Origin of the sequence: Kocuria sp., from assembly GCF_030530945.1 — a bacterium.
GTDB lineage: Bacteria > Actinomycetota > Actinomycetes > Actinomycetales > Micrococcaceae > Kocuria.
On the sequence record NZ_JAUMTZ010000001.1, the window covers coordinates 1 to 16,264 of the forward strand.

16 protein-coding genes are annotated in these 16,264 nt (G+C 70.4%); 10 read left to right on the forward strand and 6 right to left on the reverse strand.

All coding sequences use genetic code 11. From position 1 onward, the window contains the following. Positions 1-191 precede the first annotated feature (191 nt). The 4 genes from Q4A22_RS00005 to Q4A22_RS00020 all read right to left on the reverse strand — a co-directional run bounded on the left by Q4A22_RS00005 (position 192) and on the right by Q4A22_RS00020 (position 4,831). A complete protein-coding gene (locus Q4A22_RS00005; RefSeq protein WP_303176451.1) occupies positions 192-602 on the reverse strand; it encodes a universal stress protein in 411 nt (136 codons plus the stop codon). Between the two features lie 46 nt (positions 603-648). Beyond that, entirely contained in the window at positions 649-2,145 is a 1,497-nt protein-coding gene (locus Q4A22_RS00010) for an APC family permease (protein ID WP_303176453.1), read from the reverse strand. A 237-nt stretch (positions 2,146-2,382) separates the two neighbouring features. Beyond that, positions 2,383-3,882: a peptide MFS transporter gene (locus tag Q4A22_RS00015; RefSeq protein ID WP_303176455.1), complete on the reverse strand. Its 1,500-nt coding sequence runs from the start codon at positions 3,880-3,882 to the stop codon at positions 2,383-2,385. A gap of 118 nt (positions 3,883-4,000) precedes the next feature. Next, positions 4,001-4,831 carry an aldo/keto reductase gene (locus tag Q4A22_RS00020; protein ID WP_303176456.1) on the reverse strand — a complete coding sequence of 277 codons (831 nt, stop codon included), beginning with the start codon at positions 4,829-4,831 and terminating at the stop codon, positions 4,001-4,003. 143 nt (positions 4,832-4,974) lie between these two features. On the opposite strand from Q4A22_RS00020, the gene Q4A22_RS00025 reads away from it, so the two are divergent. After that, the gene (locus Q4A22_RS00025; protein WP_303176458.1) at positions 4,975-5,364 is read left to right on the forward strand and encodes a hypothetical protein; all 390 of its coding nucleotides are present in this window, start codon (positions 4,975-4,977) and stop codon (positions 5,362-5,364) included. A 94-nt stretch (positions 5,365-5,458) separates the two neighbouring features. On the opposite strand, the gene Q4A22_RS00030 is transcribed toward Q4A22_RS00025, so the two are convergent. Further along, positions 5,459-6,202, reverse strand: a complete 744-nt coding sequence (locus Q4A22_RS00030) for a hypothetical protein (protein WP_303176459.1) — start codon at positions 6,200-6,202, stop codon at positions 5,459-5,461. Positions 6,203-6,238: 36 nt separating this feature from the next. Between Q4A22_RS00030 and Q4A22_RS00035 the strand changes: the two genes are divergently transcribed. After that, positions 6,239-6,739 (forward strand): MarR family winged helix-turn-helix transcriptional regulator, encoded by a 501-nt coding sequence (locus tag Q4A22_RS00035; protein ID WP_303176460.1) that lies wholly within the window; start codon positions 6,239-6,241, stop codon positions 6,737-6,739. 96 nt (positions 6,740-6,835) lie between these two features. Here Q4A22_RS00035 and Q4A22_RS00040 read toward each other — a convergent pair whose 3' ends face one another. Further along, positions 6,836-8,179 (reverse strand): amino acid permease, encoded by a 1,344-nt coding sequence (locus Q4A22_RS00040; RefSeq protein ID WP_303176934.1) that lies wholly within the window; start codon positions 8,177-8,179, stop codon positions 6,836-6,838. Positions 8,180-8,413: 234 nt separating this feature from the next. Between Q4A22_RS00040 and Q4A22_RS00045 the strand changes: the two genes are divergently transcribed. From Q4A22_RS00045 to Q4A22_RS00080, 8 genes are all read left to right on the forward strand, one after another. Then, entirely contained in the window at positions 8,414-8,545 is a 132-nt protein-coding gene (locus tag Q4A22_RS00045; protein WP_303176461.1) for a hypothetical protein, read from the forward strand. Further along, positions 8,530-10,077: an MFS transporter gene (locus tag Q4A22_RS00050; RefSeq protein ID WP_303176462.1), complete on the forward strand. Its 1,548-nt coding sequence runs from the start codon at positions 8,530-8,532 to the stop codon at positions 10,075-10,077. Before Q4A22_RS00045 ends, Q4A22_RS00050 begins: the two co-directional genes overlap by 16 nt. 97 nt (positions 10,078-10,174) lie before the next feature. Beyond that, entirely contained in the window at positions 10,175-12,043 is a 1,869-nt protein-coding gene (locus Q4A22_RS00055; protein WP_303176463.1) for an ABC transporter ATP-binding protein, read from the forward strand. Between the two features lie 2 nt (positions 12,044-12,045). Then, a complete protein-coding gene (locus Q4A22_RS00060) occupies positions 12,046-12,618 on the forward strand; it encodes a DUF421 domain-containing protein (RefSeq protein WP_303176464.1) in 573 nt (190 codons plus the stop codon). Between the two features lie 59 nt (positions 12,619-12,677). Then, a complete protein-coding gene (locus tag Q4A22_RS00065; RefSeq protein ID WP_303176466.1) occupies positions 12,678-13,844 on the forward strand; it encodes an ABC transporter ATP-binding protein in 1,167 nt (388 codons plus the stop codon). Next, entirely contained in the window at positions 13,841-14,575 is a 735-nt protein-coding gene (locus tag Q4A22_RS00070) for an ABC transporter permease (RefSeq protein WP_303176468.1), read from the forward strand. Before Q4A22_RS00065 ends, Q4A22_RS00070 begins: the two co-directional genes overlap by 4 nt. Further along, positions 14,572-15,249, forward strand: a complete 678-nt coding sequence (locus Q4A22_RS00075; protein WP_303176469.1) for an ABC transporter permease — start codon at positions 14,572-14,574, stop codon at positions 15,247-15,249. Before Q4A22_RS00070 ends, Q4A22_RS00075 begins: the two co-directional genes overlap by 4 nt. Further along, the gene (locus Q4A22_RS00080) at positions 15,246-16,214 is read left to right on the forward strand and encodes an ABC transporter substrate-binding protein (RefSeq protein ID WP_303176471.1); all 969 of its coding nucleotides are present in this window, start codon (positions 15,246-15,248) and stop codon (positions 16,212-16,214) included. The genes Q4A22_RS00075 and Q4A22_RS00080 overlap by 4 nt, the downstream gene beginning before the upstream one ends. The last annotated feature ends 50 nt before the right edge of the window (positions 16,215-16,264 follow it).

Genomic DNA, 16,264 nt, shown 5'->3' on the forward strand with positions numbered 1-16,264 from the left:
CAGCAGCTCGTCCACGTCGATCTCCAGCTCCGGGATCTCCTCCTCCTGGGGGGGGCGGGGGGGGGACACCCCGAAATCAAAGGGGGGGGGGGGGCCCCCAAACTGACCCCACCCACCGGGCCCCCGGCCGCGGGGGGGCGCGGACCCCAGGCGGCCCGCCCCCGCCGTCGTCTTGTCGCCGCAGCTCGGGCTCAGTCGGCTCGGTGTCCCGCCTTCACGCACAGCACCGGGCAGCCCGCCTCCAGCAGGAGCCGCTGCGTGGTGGGGGCCATGATGAGCTTGCCCACCGGTGTGCGCCTGCGGGTGCCGATCACCAGCAGCTGGGTCTGCTCGCGGTCGGTGACCTCCAGGATGACGTCGGCGGGATCGGCGTCGTCCTCCACGGGGACGAGCTCGTAGTCGAGGCCGCTCGCGTCCAGGGCGGCGCGGTCCTCGCGCAGCGCGGTCTCCGTCTCCTCGGGTTCCGCGTGGCGCGTCCAGCGCCTGTTCTGGTGGCCCTGGACCACCACGAGCCCCGCGGAGCGCAGGGCGGCCTCGTCCATGGCGGCGCGCAGGGCGGCGCGGCCCGCGGGCGTGGGCAGGTATCCGACGACGATGTTCATGACAACTCCGTGTGCGTGGAAGGGACGGGTGGGGTGGGGGTGGACCTCAGCGGTCCACGTCCTCCAGGTGGGCGATGTCCTCGGGGTGCTGGAACCTGGTGCGGCGGCCGGTGAAGAGCCGGGCGTAGAGGAAGTTCACGAGCCACAGCACCACACCCAGGGCGATCAGCACCAGGGCGATCTGGTACTCGATGGTGTCCTGCGCCCACGGACCCAGCAGGAACGCACACGTGACGGCCCCGAAGTAGGGCAGGATCCGGGGTGCGTGGAAGTACTTGTGGTCCTCCTGGGAGCGGTCGCGCCGCAGGATGATCGCGGCCACGTTGACCACGGTGAACACGGCCAGCAGCAGCAGGGCAGTGGTGCCGCCCAGCGCGGAGGCGGTTCCCTTGCCCATGGCGTTGTTCACCAGCACGATCAGCACCATGCCCAGCACCGTGGTGAACACGATGGCCGTCCACGGGGTGCGCCGGCCGGGCAGGATGCGGCCCAGGAAGGCGGGCAGGACGCCCTGCTTGGCCATGCCGTAGAGCAGGCGGGACGCCATGAGCATGTTGATCAGCGCGGTGTTGGCCACGGCGAAGATGGTGAGGAACGGGTAGATGGTGTCGATGGGCACGCCCGGCGCGCCGATCTTGACCACGTCCAGCAGCGGGGTGGTGGACTCGCCGAGCTGGCCGATGGGCACGATGGCCACCGTGAACAGGGACACCAGCACGTAGATCACACCGGTCAGGCACAGTCCGATCAGCATCACGCGGGGGAAGTTGCGCGTGGGGTCCTTGGTCTCCTCGACCATGTTCACGGAGTCCTCGAAGCCCACGAAGGAGAAGAAGGCCAGGGAGGTCACGGAGGTCAGCGCCAGGAACATGCCCTTGTCCTCGCTGGTCTCGAAGATGACGGTGCGGCTGAAGTCCGCGTTGCCCTGGGCCGCGGCCCAGAAGCCCACCAGGATCACGATCAGCAGGCCGGTGAGCTCGATGCACGTGAGGACCACGTTCAGCTTGACGGACTCGGACACCCCGCGCAGGTTGATCAGCGCCAGCAGTGCCATGAAGCACACGGCCACAACGGTGATGCCCACGGGGCTGAGGTCCAGGTGGAAGCCCTTCGCGAAGTTCGAGGCCACCGTGCTGGACGCGGTGGCCGCGGAGGTGAGTCCCGAGCAGAGCACCGCGAACGTCACCAGGAAGGTGAGGAAGTGCAGGCCGAACGCCTTGTGGGTGTAGAGCGCGGCACCCGAGGCCCCGGGGTACTTGGTCACGAGCTCCAGGTAGGAGAACGCGGTGATGGTGGCCACCACGAACGCCACCAGGATGGGGGCCCACGCGGCACCGCCGATCTCCCCGGCGATGTTGCCGGTCAGGGCGTACACGCCCGTGCCCAGGATGTCCCCCACGATGAACAGCAGGAGCAGCCCGGGACCCATCACCCGCTTGAGCTCGTGGCTCTGCCCCGAGGGGTCGGTGCCTTCGCCCGCGGGTGTGGGCCCGTGGGTCTTCGCGGCGGGGGTGGCGCCGCGCGGTGTCGTGGAATCGCTCATGTGGTCCTCCGGGGTTCGCCCTCGTGCCGTCCGGCACGGTCGTCCCCGCGGGGTGGACTGTGACTCACGGCTCATTCGTACAGGCAACTTTAAGGTATGCGCGTGCCCCCGGCGGCCACGGACGCGCAGGTCGTGGGCGTCGTCGTCCTTCCGTCCGCCGAGGACGACGCCGCCCGCACGGAATGCACGCGCCCCGCACCCGGGTGGGTGCGGGGCGCGAGGTGATGGGAAAGAAGGTCAGCGGATGCCGCGCATCAGCTTCAGGATGGGCTTGGACACCAGGAGCATCAGGATCCCGAGCACGATGGTGATCGCGCCCATGGTGCCGAAGTAGCCCACCTCGTTCTCACGGGAGTAGAACTCCGCGAGGGAGCCGGACAGCGCGGTGCCCAGCGCCACGGAGAGGTTGTAGAGCGCAACCATCTGCACCGGGAACTTCCGCGGCGCGAGCTTGGTGGCCAGTGACAGGCCCACGGGGGAGAGGAACAGCTCACCGAGGGTGGCGAAGAACAGCACCAGCACGATCCAGCCCACGAACACGGACGGGGTGTGCGCCTGCGTGATGAACAGCAGGAACGCCACGCCGATCAGCAGCAGTGCCAGCCCGAACTTCACGGGGGTGCTCGGCTGCCGGGTGCCCAGCTTGGTCCACGCGGCGGCGAAGACCATGCCCAGCAGGATGATGAAGACCGGGTTGATGGACTGCACCACGGACGGCTGGAAGTCGAGGCCGAAGACGGACAGCTTCAGGCGGGTGTCCGCGTAGATGGCCAGCACGGTGAACTGCTGCTGGAACAGCGAGAAGAATGCCGCGGTGGCAATGAACAGGGGGATGAACGCGATCACGCGGGAGTGCTCGTCCGCGGAGAGGTCCTTGTCCCGGAGCATGTTCACGAAGATCAGCACGGCCGCGACCACGACCACCAGGATCACGGCGTTCGCCAGGTTGCCAGGGTTCAGGACGCCGGTGAGCAGCAGGACCAGGACCACCACCAGGAAGGCCACCGCGATCCCGATCCACTTGCCGTACTGCGAGCGCGGGAGCCGGTTCGCCACGGTGTGGACGGAGGCGGGCAGGCCCTTGCGGGTGAGCAGGTACTGCACCAGGCCGAGGGCCATGAAGACGGCCGCGATCCCGAAGCCGGCGTGGAAGCCCCACGTGCCCCACGCGAAGCTCGTGAGCAGCGGGCCGAAGAGCGCGCCGATGTTCACGCCCATGTAGTAGATGGAGAAGCCGGCGTCGCGGCGGGGGTCCTCACGGTCGTAGAGGGTGCCCACGAGGCTCACGCAGGTGGTCTTCAGGCCGCCGGAGCCCACGGCGATGCACAGCAGGCCGATGGTCAGGCCGGCCACGCCCGGGATGAACGCCAGGGCGATGTGGCCGAACATGATGAGCACGGCCGATGCGAGCATGGTGCGCTCGGAGCCGAGCAGCCGGTCCGCCACCCAGCCGCCCAGGATGGAGCACAGGTACACGGTGCCGCCGTAGGCGCCCACGATGCCCGCGGCCACACCCTCGTCGATGCCCAGACCACCCTGCGTGGCGGGGTAGTACATGTAGTACAGGACCAGGGCCTGCATGCCGTAGAACGAGAAGCGCTCCCACATCTCCACGGAGAAGAGGTTGGCGAGCATCCCGGGCTGGCCGAAAAAGTTCCTGCGACCCGTGGGGTTGTGCGGGTCTGCTGCTGTGGGGGCGCCGCCGGTGGGCGCGCCGTCCGGTGTGTGGTGACTCATAACTCACCATGATGCACCCGCGCGGGCCGTGCTCCGGCCTCCGACCCACCACCACGCCGCCCCCGGGCCCTCGTGGGAGGGTTCCGGGGGCGGCGGTGGCTCGCGCGGGGTGCGGGACTCAGTCGTTGAAGTCGGCGGGGTCGGGGCCGATCCGGCCGTCGTCGCGGGTCAGGGCGTCGATCCGGGCGACCTCCTCCTGGCTCAGGGTGAGGTCCTGGGCGTCCCAGTTCTCCTGGATCCGCTCCGGGGTCACGGACTTGGGGAACACCACGTTGCCGATGGCCAGGTGCCACGCGATGACCACCTGCGCGGGGGTGGCCCCGTGGGCCCGGGCGATCTCCTGGACGGTGGCGTCCTGCAGGTCCGCCTTGCCCTGGCCCAGCGGCGACCATGCCTCGGTGACGATGCCGTGCCGGGCGTCGATCTCCCGCATGGCCCGCTGGTTGAAGTAGGGGTGCAGCTCGATCTGGTGGGCGGCGGGGACCACACCGGTGTCCAGGACGTCCTGCAGGGCCTTCTCCGTGAAGTTGGAGACGCCGATGGAGCGCGCCTTGCCGGAGGCCTTGATCTCCTGGAACGCCTTCCAGGTGTCCAGGTACTTGCCCTTCTCCGGCTGGGACCAGTGGATGAGGTAGAGGTCCACGTAGTCCAGGCCCAGCCGCTCCAGGGACTTGTCCACGGCCTCGAGCGTGGACTCGTAGCCCTGGTCCTCGTTCCACAGCTTGGTGGTGACGAACAGCTCTTCGCGGGGGATGCCGCTGTTGGCGATCGCACGGCCCACACCCTCCTCGTTGCCGTAGATCTTGGCGGTGTCGATGTGGCGGTAGCCGATCTGCAGGGCCTTTGCCACCACGTCCTCGGCGACGTCCGCGTCCACCTGCCACACGCCGAATCCGAGCTGGGGGATGGTGTTGCCGTCGTTGAGCTTCAGGGTCTGGTTCCGGGCCATGGGAGTGTGTCCTTTCGTGGGCGACTGGGATCCAGTCAACTGCGCCGGAGCGGGCCTGACAAGCCGTTAAGTTCTGGGTGAAGTGCCAGGCCCCGGGCTCACCCCGGGGGTGGTGCACCCCGGAAACATGATGAAATGGGATCATGCAGTTCAACTTCCGGCGCGCCAAGACCCCCGCGTACCTCACCTCGCTCGCGCTCGTGGTGCTCGGGCTGCTCTTCGCCGTGGCCTCCGTATCGGTGCTGGCGTGGCTGCTCACCATCCTGGGCATCGCCCTGAACGTGATGGCGGTGAGCATCACCGGCATCGACGACTCGCCGTCCCGCGCCCGCGGCACCGGCACACGCGTGGTCACCGAGCCCGCCGTGGAGTCGGTCGACGAGCCCGAGGCGCAGACCGACCAGCACGACGCCGTCCCGCCGGCCGGTGCGTCCCGCGGCGGCTCCTCCGCGCTGCGCGCCTCCGGGGCCCGCGCCACCGTCCCCCGTCCCGCCCGCGGGGCCGCCTCTGAGCGGGAGCACCCGGCGCTCTAGGTTCGTGCTCCCGGTTCTGCACGGGCCGTCCCGCGCGAGCCACCGTCTGCCGGACGAGCGCTCACTGGCCCGCGACCACCCGGCCGGTACGCCCTCAGTTCATCGCGGCGGCGCGGTAGATCCGCTGCACCTTCTCCTCGTCCAGTCGGGTCTCGACGGTGACCGTGGCCTCCGGGTCCGAGCGCAGGTAGCGCACGGGTCCGTGCACTCCCACTTCCAGCTTCTCCGCATCGGCGACCCGGTACACGGTATCCACGTACCCGGTGAACGCGGGCCCCTGGGTGGGGTTGACCCGCAGGGTGAGGTGGGCGGTCACGGTGTCCGAGACACCGTTCTCGTCGAACGGCGACTCCACCTCCAGCTCGCGCACGATCCCCACCCCGTGGCCGACGACCCCGGGCAGCCGGGCGGCCAGGTGACCCTGGGCCTTCGCGAAGGAGCGGCGCAGCACGGACACCCAGGACACGGCGGCGAGCACCAGCACCACGGCGATGACCCCCAGCCACAGCCCCTGGTGCGTGTCCGACCACCGCAGCGCGCTCAGCACCACCACCACGGCGGTCACCACCGGGATGACCAGCAGCAGGGAGGCGGTCAGTCGCTCCGCGAGCGTGGGCTTCGCGGCCGCGGCCGTTCCCGCGGCACCCTCGGCGGTCCCGCTCCCCGCCCCGCCTTTCCCTGCGGAGGGCGACGGCGCCCGCCCCAGCTGGCGCATGGCGGCGGCGTCGAACCCCCGGTCGTCGACGGTCACGGGTGCTGGCCAGGTGGCGAGGGAGTCCATGGCCCCATTATGGGCCAGGTCGGTGGCCCGGCAGCCGGCGGTGAGTCCGAGAAACATTTGCCGTGTCAATATATGCTCACTACACTCGGGGGCATGAGTGAGACGAAGTGGCTGTCCCAGGACGAGCGGGAGGCGTGGCTCGCCCTCGTGTCCATCATGTTCCGGCTGCCGGGCTCCGTGGAGGGCCAGCTGCGCAGCGAGGAAAACATGTCACTGGCGGAATATCTGGTGCTCGCCATGCTGTCCGAGGCGCCGGACCACCGGCACAAGATGTCCGCCCTGGCCACGGCCACGAACACGTCCCAGTCCCGGCTGTCGCGCATCGTGGCGCGCATGGAAAAGGACGGGCTCGTCACCCGCGAGGGGCGGCAGGACGACCGCCGCGTGGTGGTTGCGGAGATCACCGAGGCCGGTCTGGAGCGCATCCGGGAGGCCGCACCGGCCCACGTGCGACACGTCCGCGAGATCGTCTTCGACCGGCTCTCCCCCGAGCAGGTGGGGCAGCTCGCGGACATCGGCCGGGCGCTCAACTGCGGTTCCAACGCCCGCGGCGCAATGGGCCTGGAGTGCGGGAGCACCGGCCCCGCAGCGTGAGGGGCCCCGCGAAGGCCCGTCGGGCGGCGTCGTCAGGGCGGGAGCCGGGGTGCACCCCCCCCACGGAGCCCCGGCCGGGTTCTGCTCCCGGACCGCTCAGACGTGCTCCTGGGCCTCCGCGGCCGCCACGATGGCCCTGTCGCTCCCGCCCGTGAACCCGTGGCGCCAGAAGCCTGCGGCCAGCACCACGGCGAGCACGATCAGGCTGAACCAGAGGTTCTGGGCCTGCTCCGGGTCGAAGGCCATCATCACGAGCACCAGCAGGATGAACGCGATGGTGGCGTACGTGAGCCAGGGGAAGAGCCACATGCGCACCCCGCTCCGCATCCCGGCGGCGTCGAGCGCCCGGCGCGAACGGAGCTGCGTGAACGAGATGCAGAGGTAGACGAACAGGGCCGCGCATCCCGCCGTGGAGAGCAGGTAGCCGAAGATGCGGTCCGGAAGCACGTAGTTGAGCACCACGCACGCGAATCCCACCACCACGCTGGCCAGGATGGCGGCCACGGGGACCCCGCGTGAGCTGGTGCGAGCGAACGCGGCGGGGGCGTCACCCCGCTGCGCCAGGCTGAAGGCCATGCGGCTCGCGGTGTAGAGGGCCGAGTTCAGGCACGACGCCACGGCGGTGAGGATGGCGAGGTCCAGCACCGTGGTGAGTCCTCCCAGCCCGATGCTGTCCAGGGTGAACTGGTAAGAACCCACCTGGGCCAGTTCCGGGCGGGTCCAGTCCACCAGGGCCACCACCACGAACACCGATCCGAGGTAGAACAGCGAGATCCGCCAGATCACGCTGTTCACGGCCTTCCGGATGCCGCTCACCGGGTGGTCCGATTCCGCGGCGGCAATGGTGACGATCTCCGTGCCGAGGTACGTGGTGGTGGTGGTGAGCATGGCGGCGAACACGCCACCGATGCCGTGGGCGAAGAAACCGTGGTCGAACAGGCCGTGCACCCCGGAGACGGGGCTGTGGGGAAGCAGCCCCAGGATGGCGAGGACCCCCAGCACGATGAAGCCCACGATCACCACCACCTTGATCAGGGCGAACCAGAACTCGAACTCGCCGTAGTTGCCAACGCTCACCAGGTTGGTGCCGGTGAGGACCGCGGTGATCAGCAGGGCGAAGACCCACTGCGGCCAGTCGAACCAGGTGGTGAGGATCTGCGCACCTGCCGTGGCCTCCACCGGGATGATGAGAGCCCACGCCCACCAGTACAGCCACCCGATGGAAAATCCTGCCCACCTGCCGAGGGCTCTGTCCGCGTACACGCTGAAGGACCCGGTGTCCGGGTTCACCGTGGCCATCTCCCCGAGCATGCGCATGACCAGAACCACCACCAGACCCGCGGCGGCGTAGCTGATGATGGCGGCAGGGCCGGCCAGCTGGATGGCGTGGGCGGAACCCACGAACAGTCCTGCCCCGATCACCCCTGCCAGAGAGATCATGCTCACGTGGCGTGGCTTCAGGTTTGCCTGCAGCGCATCCGGCTGGTGTGGATCAGTCTGGCTCGGCGATGTCATGAGTGTCCTTGCGAAGTGTCCGGGGGAGCGCACGCGACGTTACTCCCTCTGGAGCACCCACCGGCACCGCGGGTTCCGAGGAGGGGCCGGGTGCGCTCTTCTGATCACGGCTGGGGCAGGTGTTCGAGCTGGACTGTTCCACATGAAATATTTGGGGGCATGACATCCCCCCTGGCACTGGGCGTGTGCGTCACGCTGGGCCCGGGGCAGGTCCGTTCCGCGCCGGCGGTACGGGTGGAGCAGCTGGATGCCGCCCTCGACTCGAAGGAACTTTCATGGCCCACACCGTGACCCCCGCTGGTCCGGACACCCGCGCCCACGCCCGAGCGGCCCACGGCGCGCAGCGGGGCACACCCCGCGAGCACAACCCCTGGGCGGCGCTGAGCGCGCTGTGCATCGGATTCTTCATGATCCTGGTGGACTCCACCATCGTCTCCGTGGCCACCCAGACCATCGTGACGAGCCTCAACTCCACCCTGAACCAGGTGCTGTGGGTGACCAGCGCCTACCTCCTGGCGTACGCGGTGCCCCTGCTCGTCACCGGACGCCTGGGGGACCGGTTCGGGACCAAGCGCGTGTACCTGGCGGGACTCGCCGTCTTCACCCTCTCCTCGCTGTGGTGCGGGCTCTCGGGGACCATCGGCATGCTGATCACCGCGCGCGTGGTGCAGGGGCTGGGCGCGGCGCTGATGACCCCGCAGACCATGGCCGTGATCACGCGGATCTTCCCCGCGGACCGGCGCGGCCAGGCGATGGGTGCCTGGGGTGCCACCGCGGGCATCGCGAGCCTCGTGGGGCCCATCCTGGGCGGCCTCCTGGTGGACCACGGCGGCTGGGAGTGGATCTTCTTCGTCAACGTGCCCGTGGGGGTCGTGGGCTTCATCATGGCCGTCCGGCTCGTCCCCGACCTCCCCGGCCACGCCCGCGGCTTCGACCTGCTGGGCGTGCTGCTCTCCGCGGCGGGCCTGTTCTGCCTGGTCTTCGGAATCCAGGAGGGTGAAAAGTACGACTGGGGGACCATCACGGGCATCCTCTCGGTGCCGCTTCTGCTCGTCCTGGGTGTGGTGGTCCTCGCCGTGTTCGTGTGGTGGCAGAAGGTCAACCGCCACGAACCCCTGGTGCCCCTGCACCTGTTCGCCAACCGCAACTTCACCCTGGCCAACGTGGCCATCACGGCGGTGGGCTTCGCGATCACCGCCATGTCCTTCCCGCTGATGATCTACGCGCAGGTGGTCCACGGCTACACGCCCACGCGTGCCGCGCTGCTGCTGGTGCCCATGGCCCTGATCTCCGCCGTCCTGGCCCCGGTGGTGGGGCGGCTCGTGGACAGGCACCACCCCGCACTGATCGCCGGGTTCGGCCTGCTGTGCTTCGGCGCCGGGCTGGCCTGGTACGGGCTGCGGCTCGACGCCGACACGAGCGTTCTCGAGCTGCTCTGCATCGCCGCACTGCTGGGGGTGGGCAACGGCTTCATGTGGTCACCCCTGTCCGTCTCCGCGACCCGCACCCTGGAGCCGCGCTACGCAGGGGCCGGAGCGGGCATCTTCAACACCACCCGCCAGTTCGGCTCCGTGCTCGGCAGCGCCGCGGTGGCCTCCCTCATGGACTCCCGACTGAGCCACCACCTGGGGGCGATGGCCGCAGCCGCGAGCGAGCAGGCACCGAGCGGTCACGCCATGCCTCCCGAGGTCGCCCACTCCTTCGCGCGGGCCATGGGAGAGACGTTCTACCTCCCGGCCGCCGTGGTGGCCGTGGGTGTCGTGGCCGTGCTGTTCTTCAGCAATCCGCACCGCCGCCCCGGGCGGCACGTGGCCGCGCGGTAGACCCGGCACCACGGTGGAACGGGGCACGGGCGCGCCCCGTTCCACCGTGGGCGGACGGATGCCGGGGGCGTCGGATCCCGGGTCTACGGTGTGCGGAATGAGCATGCAGAGCGCGTACACCGCCTTGTGGCGGACCACGAGTGGCCAGGACAGCAAGAACCACCGGATCAGCGGGGCCACCTTGCGCCGCATCGCGTCCTTCGCCCGGCCGCACCGGGGCGCCATCACCGCGTTCGTGCTGGTGTCCGTGGTGCTGGCGGTGCTGGGAGTGGTGACCCCCGTGCTCGCCGGTCGCGTGGTCAACGCCATCACGGGTGGCCACGACATCTCCGTGGTCGTGTGGCTCGCCGTGGCCATCGCGGCGGTGGCCGTGGCGGACGCCGGGCTCTCCCTGCTGAGCCGGCTCCAGTCGGCGCGGATCGGCGAGGGGCTGATCTACGACCTGCGCACCGCGGTCTACGACCACGTGCAGACCATGCCGCTGGCGTTCTTCACCCGCACCCGCACCGGGGCGCTCGTCTCGCGGCTGAACACGGACGTGATCGGCGCGCAGCGGGCCTTCGCCGGGACGCTCTCCGGCGTGGTCTCCAACCTGGTGTCCCTGCTGCTCACAGTGGGCGTGATGGTCACCATCTCCTGGCAGGTGACACTGCTCTCGCTGCTGCTGCTGCCCATCTTCCTGGTCCCCGCGCGCGCCATGGGCGGCAGACTGGCCGCGCTGCAACGCCAGTCCGCCCAGTACAACGCCCAGATGTCCACGCGCATGACCGAGCGGTTCTCCGCCGGTGGTGCCACCCTGGTCAAGCTCTACAGCGACCCCGCGGAGGAGTCCCGGCAGTTCGCCGCCCGCGCCAACGACGTGCGGGGCATCGGGATCCGCTCCACGATGCTCCAGACCACCTTCGTCACCGCCCTGACCCTGGTCTCCGCGCTCGCCCTGGCCCTCGTCTACGGCGTGGGCGGCGCCCAGGCCCTCATGGGGCACCTCGACGCCGGGTCCGTGGTGGCGCTCGGCATGCTGCTGACCCGGCTGTACACCCCGCTGACGCTGCTCGCCAACGCCCACATGGACATCATGAGCGCGGTGGTGAGCTTCGAGCGCGTCTTCGAGGTCCTGGACATCAAGCCCCTGATCGCGCAGAGCCCCACGGCGCGGGCGCTGCCCGAGGGCCCGGCGGACGTGGAGTTCGACCACGTGTCCTTCTCCTACCCGTCCGCGGACAAGGTCTCCCTCGCGTCCCTCGAGGACGTGGCGGTGCTGGACTCCCGCGGCGGCGAGGAGGTGCTGCACGACGTCAGCTTCCGCGCCGCCCCCGGTCACACCGTGGCCCTCGTGGGCTCCTCCGGGGCGGGCAAGTCCACCATCGCCCAGCTGGTGGCGCGGCTCTACGACGTGGACTCCGGTGCCGTGAGGATCGGCGGGCAGGACGTCCGGGAGACCACCTTCGACTCCCTGCGCCACGGGGTGGGGATGGTCATGCAGGACGGGCACCTCTTCCACGACACCATCCGGGCCAACCTCTCCGTGGCTCGTGAGGGCGTCACGGACGCCGACCTGTGGGACGCCCTGGACCGTTCGCGGCTGCGGCACGTGATCGAGTCGCTGCCGGACGGCCTGGACACCGTGGTGGGGGAGCGCGGCTACCGGCTCTCCGGCGGCGAGCGCCAGCGCCTCACGATCGCCCGGCTGCTCCTGGCGCACCCGCGCGTGGTGATCCTGGACGAGGCCACCTCCGCACTGGACTCCACCAGTGAGGCCCACGTGCAGGCGGCGCTGAACGAGGCCATGTCCGGGCGCACCGCCGTGGTGATCGCCCACCGGCTGTCCACCATCCGCAGCGCGGACCAGATCCTGGTGGTCGAGGCGGGGCGGATCGTGGAGCGCGGCACCCACACGCAGCTGCTCGCCCAGGGTGGGCGCTACGCGGAGCTGCACGACACCCAGTTCGCCACGGACGGTTCCTGAGCGTGCGGGAGACGTTGGCCGCTGAACTGGGCATCACCCTCCCGCACGCGGTGGGGGTGGTGCTCTCCGCGGTGGGGATCTACCTGGTGTTCCTGGTGTTCGTGCGTCTGCTGGGCCAGCGGGTGCTCTCGGCCATGTCCACCTTCGACGTGGTCGTCTCCGTGATGCTGGGGGCTGTGGCCGGGCGCGTGATCCTGGGTCACCCGCCCACCCTGATGAGCGGTGTGCTGGGGCTGGCCACTCTCTTCCTGCTGGAGGTGGCCTTCGGGCGGCTCGGGGCGCGCCCGCGGTGGCAGCGGCTGTTCAACGCGCCGGCCCGGCTGCTGATGATCGGGGAGGACGTGCAGGAGGAGGCCCTGCGCCGTGCCCACATCACGCGGGCGGAGCTCAACGGTGCGCTGCGCCGGGCGGGTGTGCGCTCCTACGCGGAGGTGGCGTGCGTGCTGCACGAGCCCAGCGGCGGGATCAGTGTGCTGCGCCGCGGTGTCCCCGTGGACCCCCGGCTCCTGGCGGACGTGCCCGGTGCGGAGCGGATCCCGCGGCAGTTCCTGGCCCCCGGAGCGTCGGATGGTTAGCCCACTGATTGTTGCGGATGGCTAGGATGGTGCAACGCCTACGAAGGGACACGGACCCCATGACCGACATGGCCATCCGCTATCGCGGAGTGAGCAAGGTCTATCCGGACGGCACCGCGGCGGTGGACAACCTGGACCTGGACGTTCCCACCGGCTCGCTCACGGTGTTCGTGGGTCCCTCCGGCTGCGGGAAGACCACTTCGCTGCGCATGCTCAACCGGATGGTGGAACCCACATCGGGCGTGGTGGAGGTCAACGGCCAGGACGTCTCCACGGTTCCCGCCGCGCAGCTGCGCCGCTCCATGGGCTACGTGATGCAGCAGTCGGGTCTGCTGCCGCACAAGACGGTGGAGGACAACATCGCCACCGTCCCGCGGCTGAACGGGGTGTCCAAGAGGCAGTCCCGCGCGGACGCCCGTGAGCTGCTGGCCGCCGTGGGCCTGGACGAGTCCCTGGCCACCCGGTACCCGGCCCAGCTCTCCGGCGGGCAGCAGCAGCGCGTGGGCGTGGCCCGGGCGCTCGCCGCGGACCCGCCCGTGCTGCTCATGGACGAGCCGTTCTCCGCCGTGGACCCCGTGGTGCGCCACGACCTGCAGCAGGAGCTGCTGGACCTGCAGCGAAGGCTGCACCGCACCATCATCTTCGTGACCCACGACATCGACGAGGCCGTGGTGCTGGGCAACCGCGTGGCGGTCTTCGCCCGGGGCGGCCGCCTGGCCCAGTACGCGACTCCCGAGGAGCTGCTGCGCGCGCCCGCCGACGACTTCGTGGCGGACTTCATCGGCCGGGACCGCGGTTTCCGCTCCCTGAGCTTCGAGAACGCCGCCGTCCAGCTGCGGCCCGTCTCCGTGGTGGACGCGGACACCGGCGAGCGCACCGTGGTGGGTCCGGCCGGGGAGAACCCCGCCCCGTGGCAGGAGACCGGCGCCGCGGCGTCGTCGGACTGGGTGCTCGCGGTGGACGGGCGCCGGCACCCCCTCGGCTGGCTGCCCGTGGACGCGCGCGGCCAGGCGGCCGGGCGCGAGGAGCTGCGCGTGGGCGGCACGCTGTGGCGCCGGGGCGACTCGCTGCGCACCGCGCTCGACGCCGCACTGTCCTCCCCGTCCGGGCAGGCCGTGGCCGTGACGGACGACGGCGCGGTGGCCGGCGTGGTCCCCGGGGAGGCCGTGATGCGGGCGATCGAGAGCCAGCGCTCCACCCGCGGGCAGGGAGCGGGGCGCGCGTGAACTGGCTGACGCACAACTGGTCCTCGGTCCTGGAGCTCGCGGGCTCGCACCTGGTGCAGTCCGTGGTCCCGGTGCTCATCGGCCTGCTGGTCAGCGTGCCGCTGGCCCGACTGGCCGCCGGGAACAGGTGGTTGCGGCCGGTGCTCGTCACGGGCTCCTCGCTGCTCTACACCATCCCCTCGCTCACGCTGTTCGTGGTGCTGCCCCTGGTCCTGGGCACGCGAATCACCTCGGTGGGCAACGTGATCGTGGCCCTGAGCCTGTACGTGGTCGCCATCCTGGTGCGCTCGTGCGTGGACGCGTTCGAGTCCCTGGACCGGGACGTCCTGCAGGCCGCCACGGCCCTGGGGTACAGGCCCGCGCGCCGGTTCTTCGGCGTGGAGCTGCCGCTCGCGGTGCCCGTGATGGTCGCCGGACTGCGCGTGGCCACCGTCTCCAACATCTCCATGGTCTCGGTGGGCGCCGTGATCGGCATCCAGTCGCTGGGCACCCTGTTCACGGACGGGCTGCGCCGCTCGATCATCTCGGAGATCGTGGTGGGCATCGTGGCCACCGTGGTCATCGCCGTGGTGCTGGACCAGCTGCTGCGCCTGCTGGGCCACGCGCTCACCCGCTGGCAGCGCACCGGGAGCGGTGGCACCCACCCGGCCACACGGCGTCGTGGTGACGGCGGAAGCAGGACCGGCGACGCCGCCCTGGCCGCCGTGGAGTCCGGAGGTGCCCCCGCATGAGTCTCTTCGCCGACGCCGCCCGTTTCCTGGGCGACCCCGTCAACTGGGCGGGTGTCGCGGGCATCCCCCACCGGATGCTCGAGCACGTGGGCTACAGCGCCCTGACCATGGCGATCGCCCTGGTGGTCGCGGTGCCCCTGGGGCTGTGGGTGGGCCACACCGGCCGCGGTGGCGGCGTGGTGGTGGGCCTGGCCGGCGCGCTGCGCTCGCTGCCCACCCTGGGTCTGCTCACGCTGTTCACCCTGCTCATGGGACTGGGGCTCGTGCCGCCCATCCTGGCCCTGGTGCTGCTGGCCGTCCCGCCGATCCTCTCGGGCACGTACTCCGGGATCGCGGCGGTGTCCCCGGCGCTGGTGGACGCCGCCCGGTCCCTGGGGATGACCGAGTCCCAGACACTGTTCCGGGTGGAGGTCCCCGTGGCGCTGCCCGTGATCCTGGGCGGGATCCGCAACGCCGCGCTGCAGGTCCTGGCCACCGTGACCATCGTGGCCTACATCAACCTGGGTGGGCTGGGCCGCTACCTGATCGACGGACTGGCGGTGCGCGACTACTCGCGCATGCTCGCGTCCGTGGTGCTCGTGGCCGTGCTCGCACTGGCCGCGGACGCGGTGCTCGCACTCGTACAACGCCTGGTGACCTCGCCGGGTCTCAGACTGACAGGAGATCGACCATGACAACGCAGTCATCCCCCCGCGCCCGCTGGCGCCCCGCCGCCCGGGCGGCCGTGGCAGCCACGGCCCTGCTCGCACTCACCGCGTGCGGCGGCGGCTCGGACCCGCTCTCGGACGACAAGAACGACGACGCCTCGGGCGGCTCCTCCGACACCGTCACCGTGGGCTCGGCGGACTTCCCCGAGTCGCAGGTGGTGGCGGAGCTCTACGCCGGTGTGCTGCGGGACGCCGGTGTCACCGTGGAGACCAAGCCGGGCATCGGTGCCCGGGAGGCGTACGTGGGTGCCGTGAAGGACGGTTCCGTGGACGTGGTCCCGGACTACTCCGGCAACCTGCTCCTGTTCGCGGACAAGAACGCCACCGCCGCGTCCGCGGGGGACATCATGAAGGCCCTGCCCGAGAAGCTGAAGAGCCAGGACCTCTCCGTCCTGGATGCCTCCAAGGCCGAGGACAAGGACGCCCTGGTGGTCACCCAGGCCACCGCGGACAAGTACCACCTGAAGTCCATCGCGGACCTCTCCTCCGTGTGCGGGGAGCTGGTGATGGCCGGCCCGCCCGAGTTCCAGGAGCGCGCCTACGGCACCGAGGGTCTGAAGAAGAGGTACGACTGCTCCTTCAAGTCCTTCCAGCCCATCAACGACGGCGGCGGCCCCCTGACCGTGCAGGCCCTCACCAAGGGGGACGCGCAGGTGGCGGACATCTTCACCACCACCCCGGCGATCCAGGACCAGAAGCTCGTGGTGCTGGAGGACCCCAAGGACAACTTCATAGCCCAGCAGGTGCTGCCGCTGACCGCGCCGGACCGGCTGCCCCAGAAGGCGGTGGACGCGCTGAACGAGTTCTCCGGCAAGCTCACCACGCAGGACCTGATCGACCTGAACCGCAAGGTCAGTGGGGACGAGCAGCAGAACCCGGCGGACGCCGCGAAGCAGTGGCTCAAGGACCACGGGTACGACCACGCCTCCTGATCCGGACAGTCCACGGTGCGCCCGGTGGTGCCCTCCCGCGAGGGGGTGCC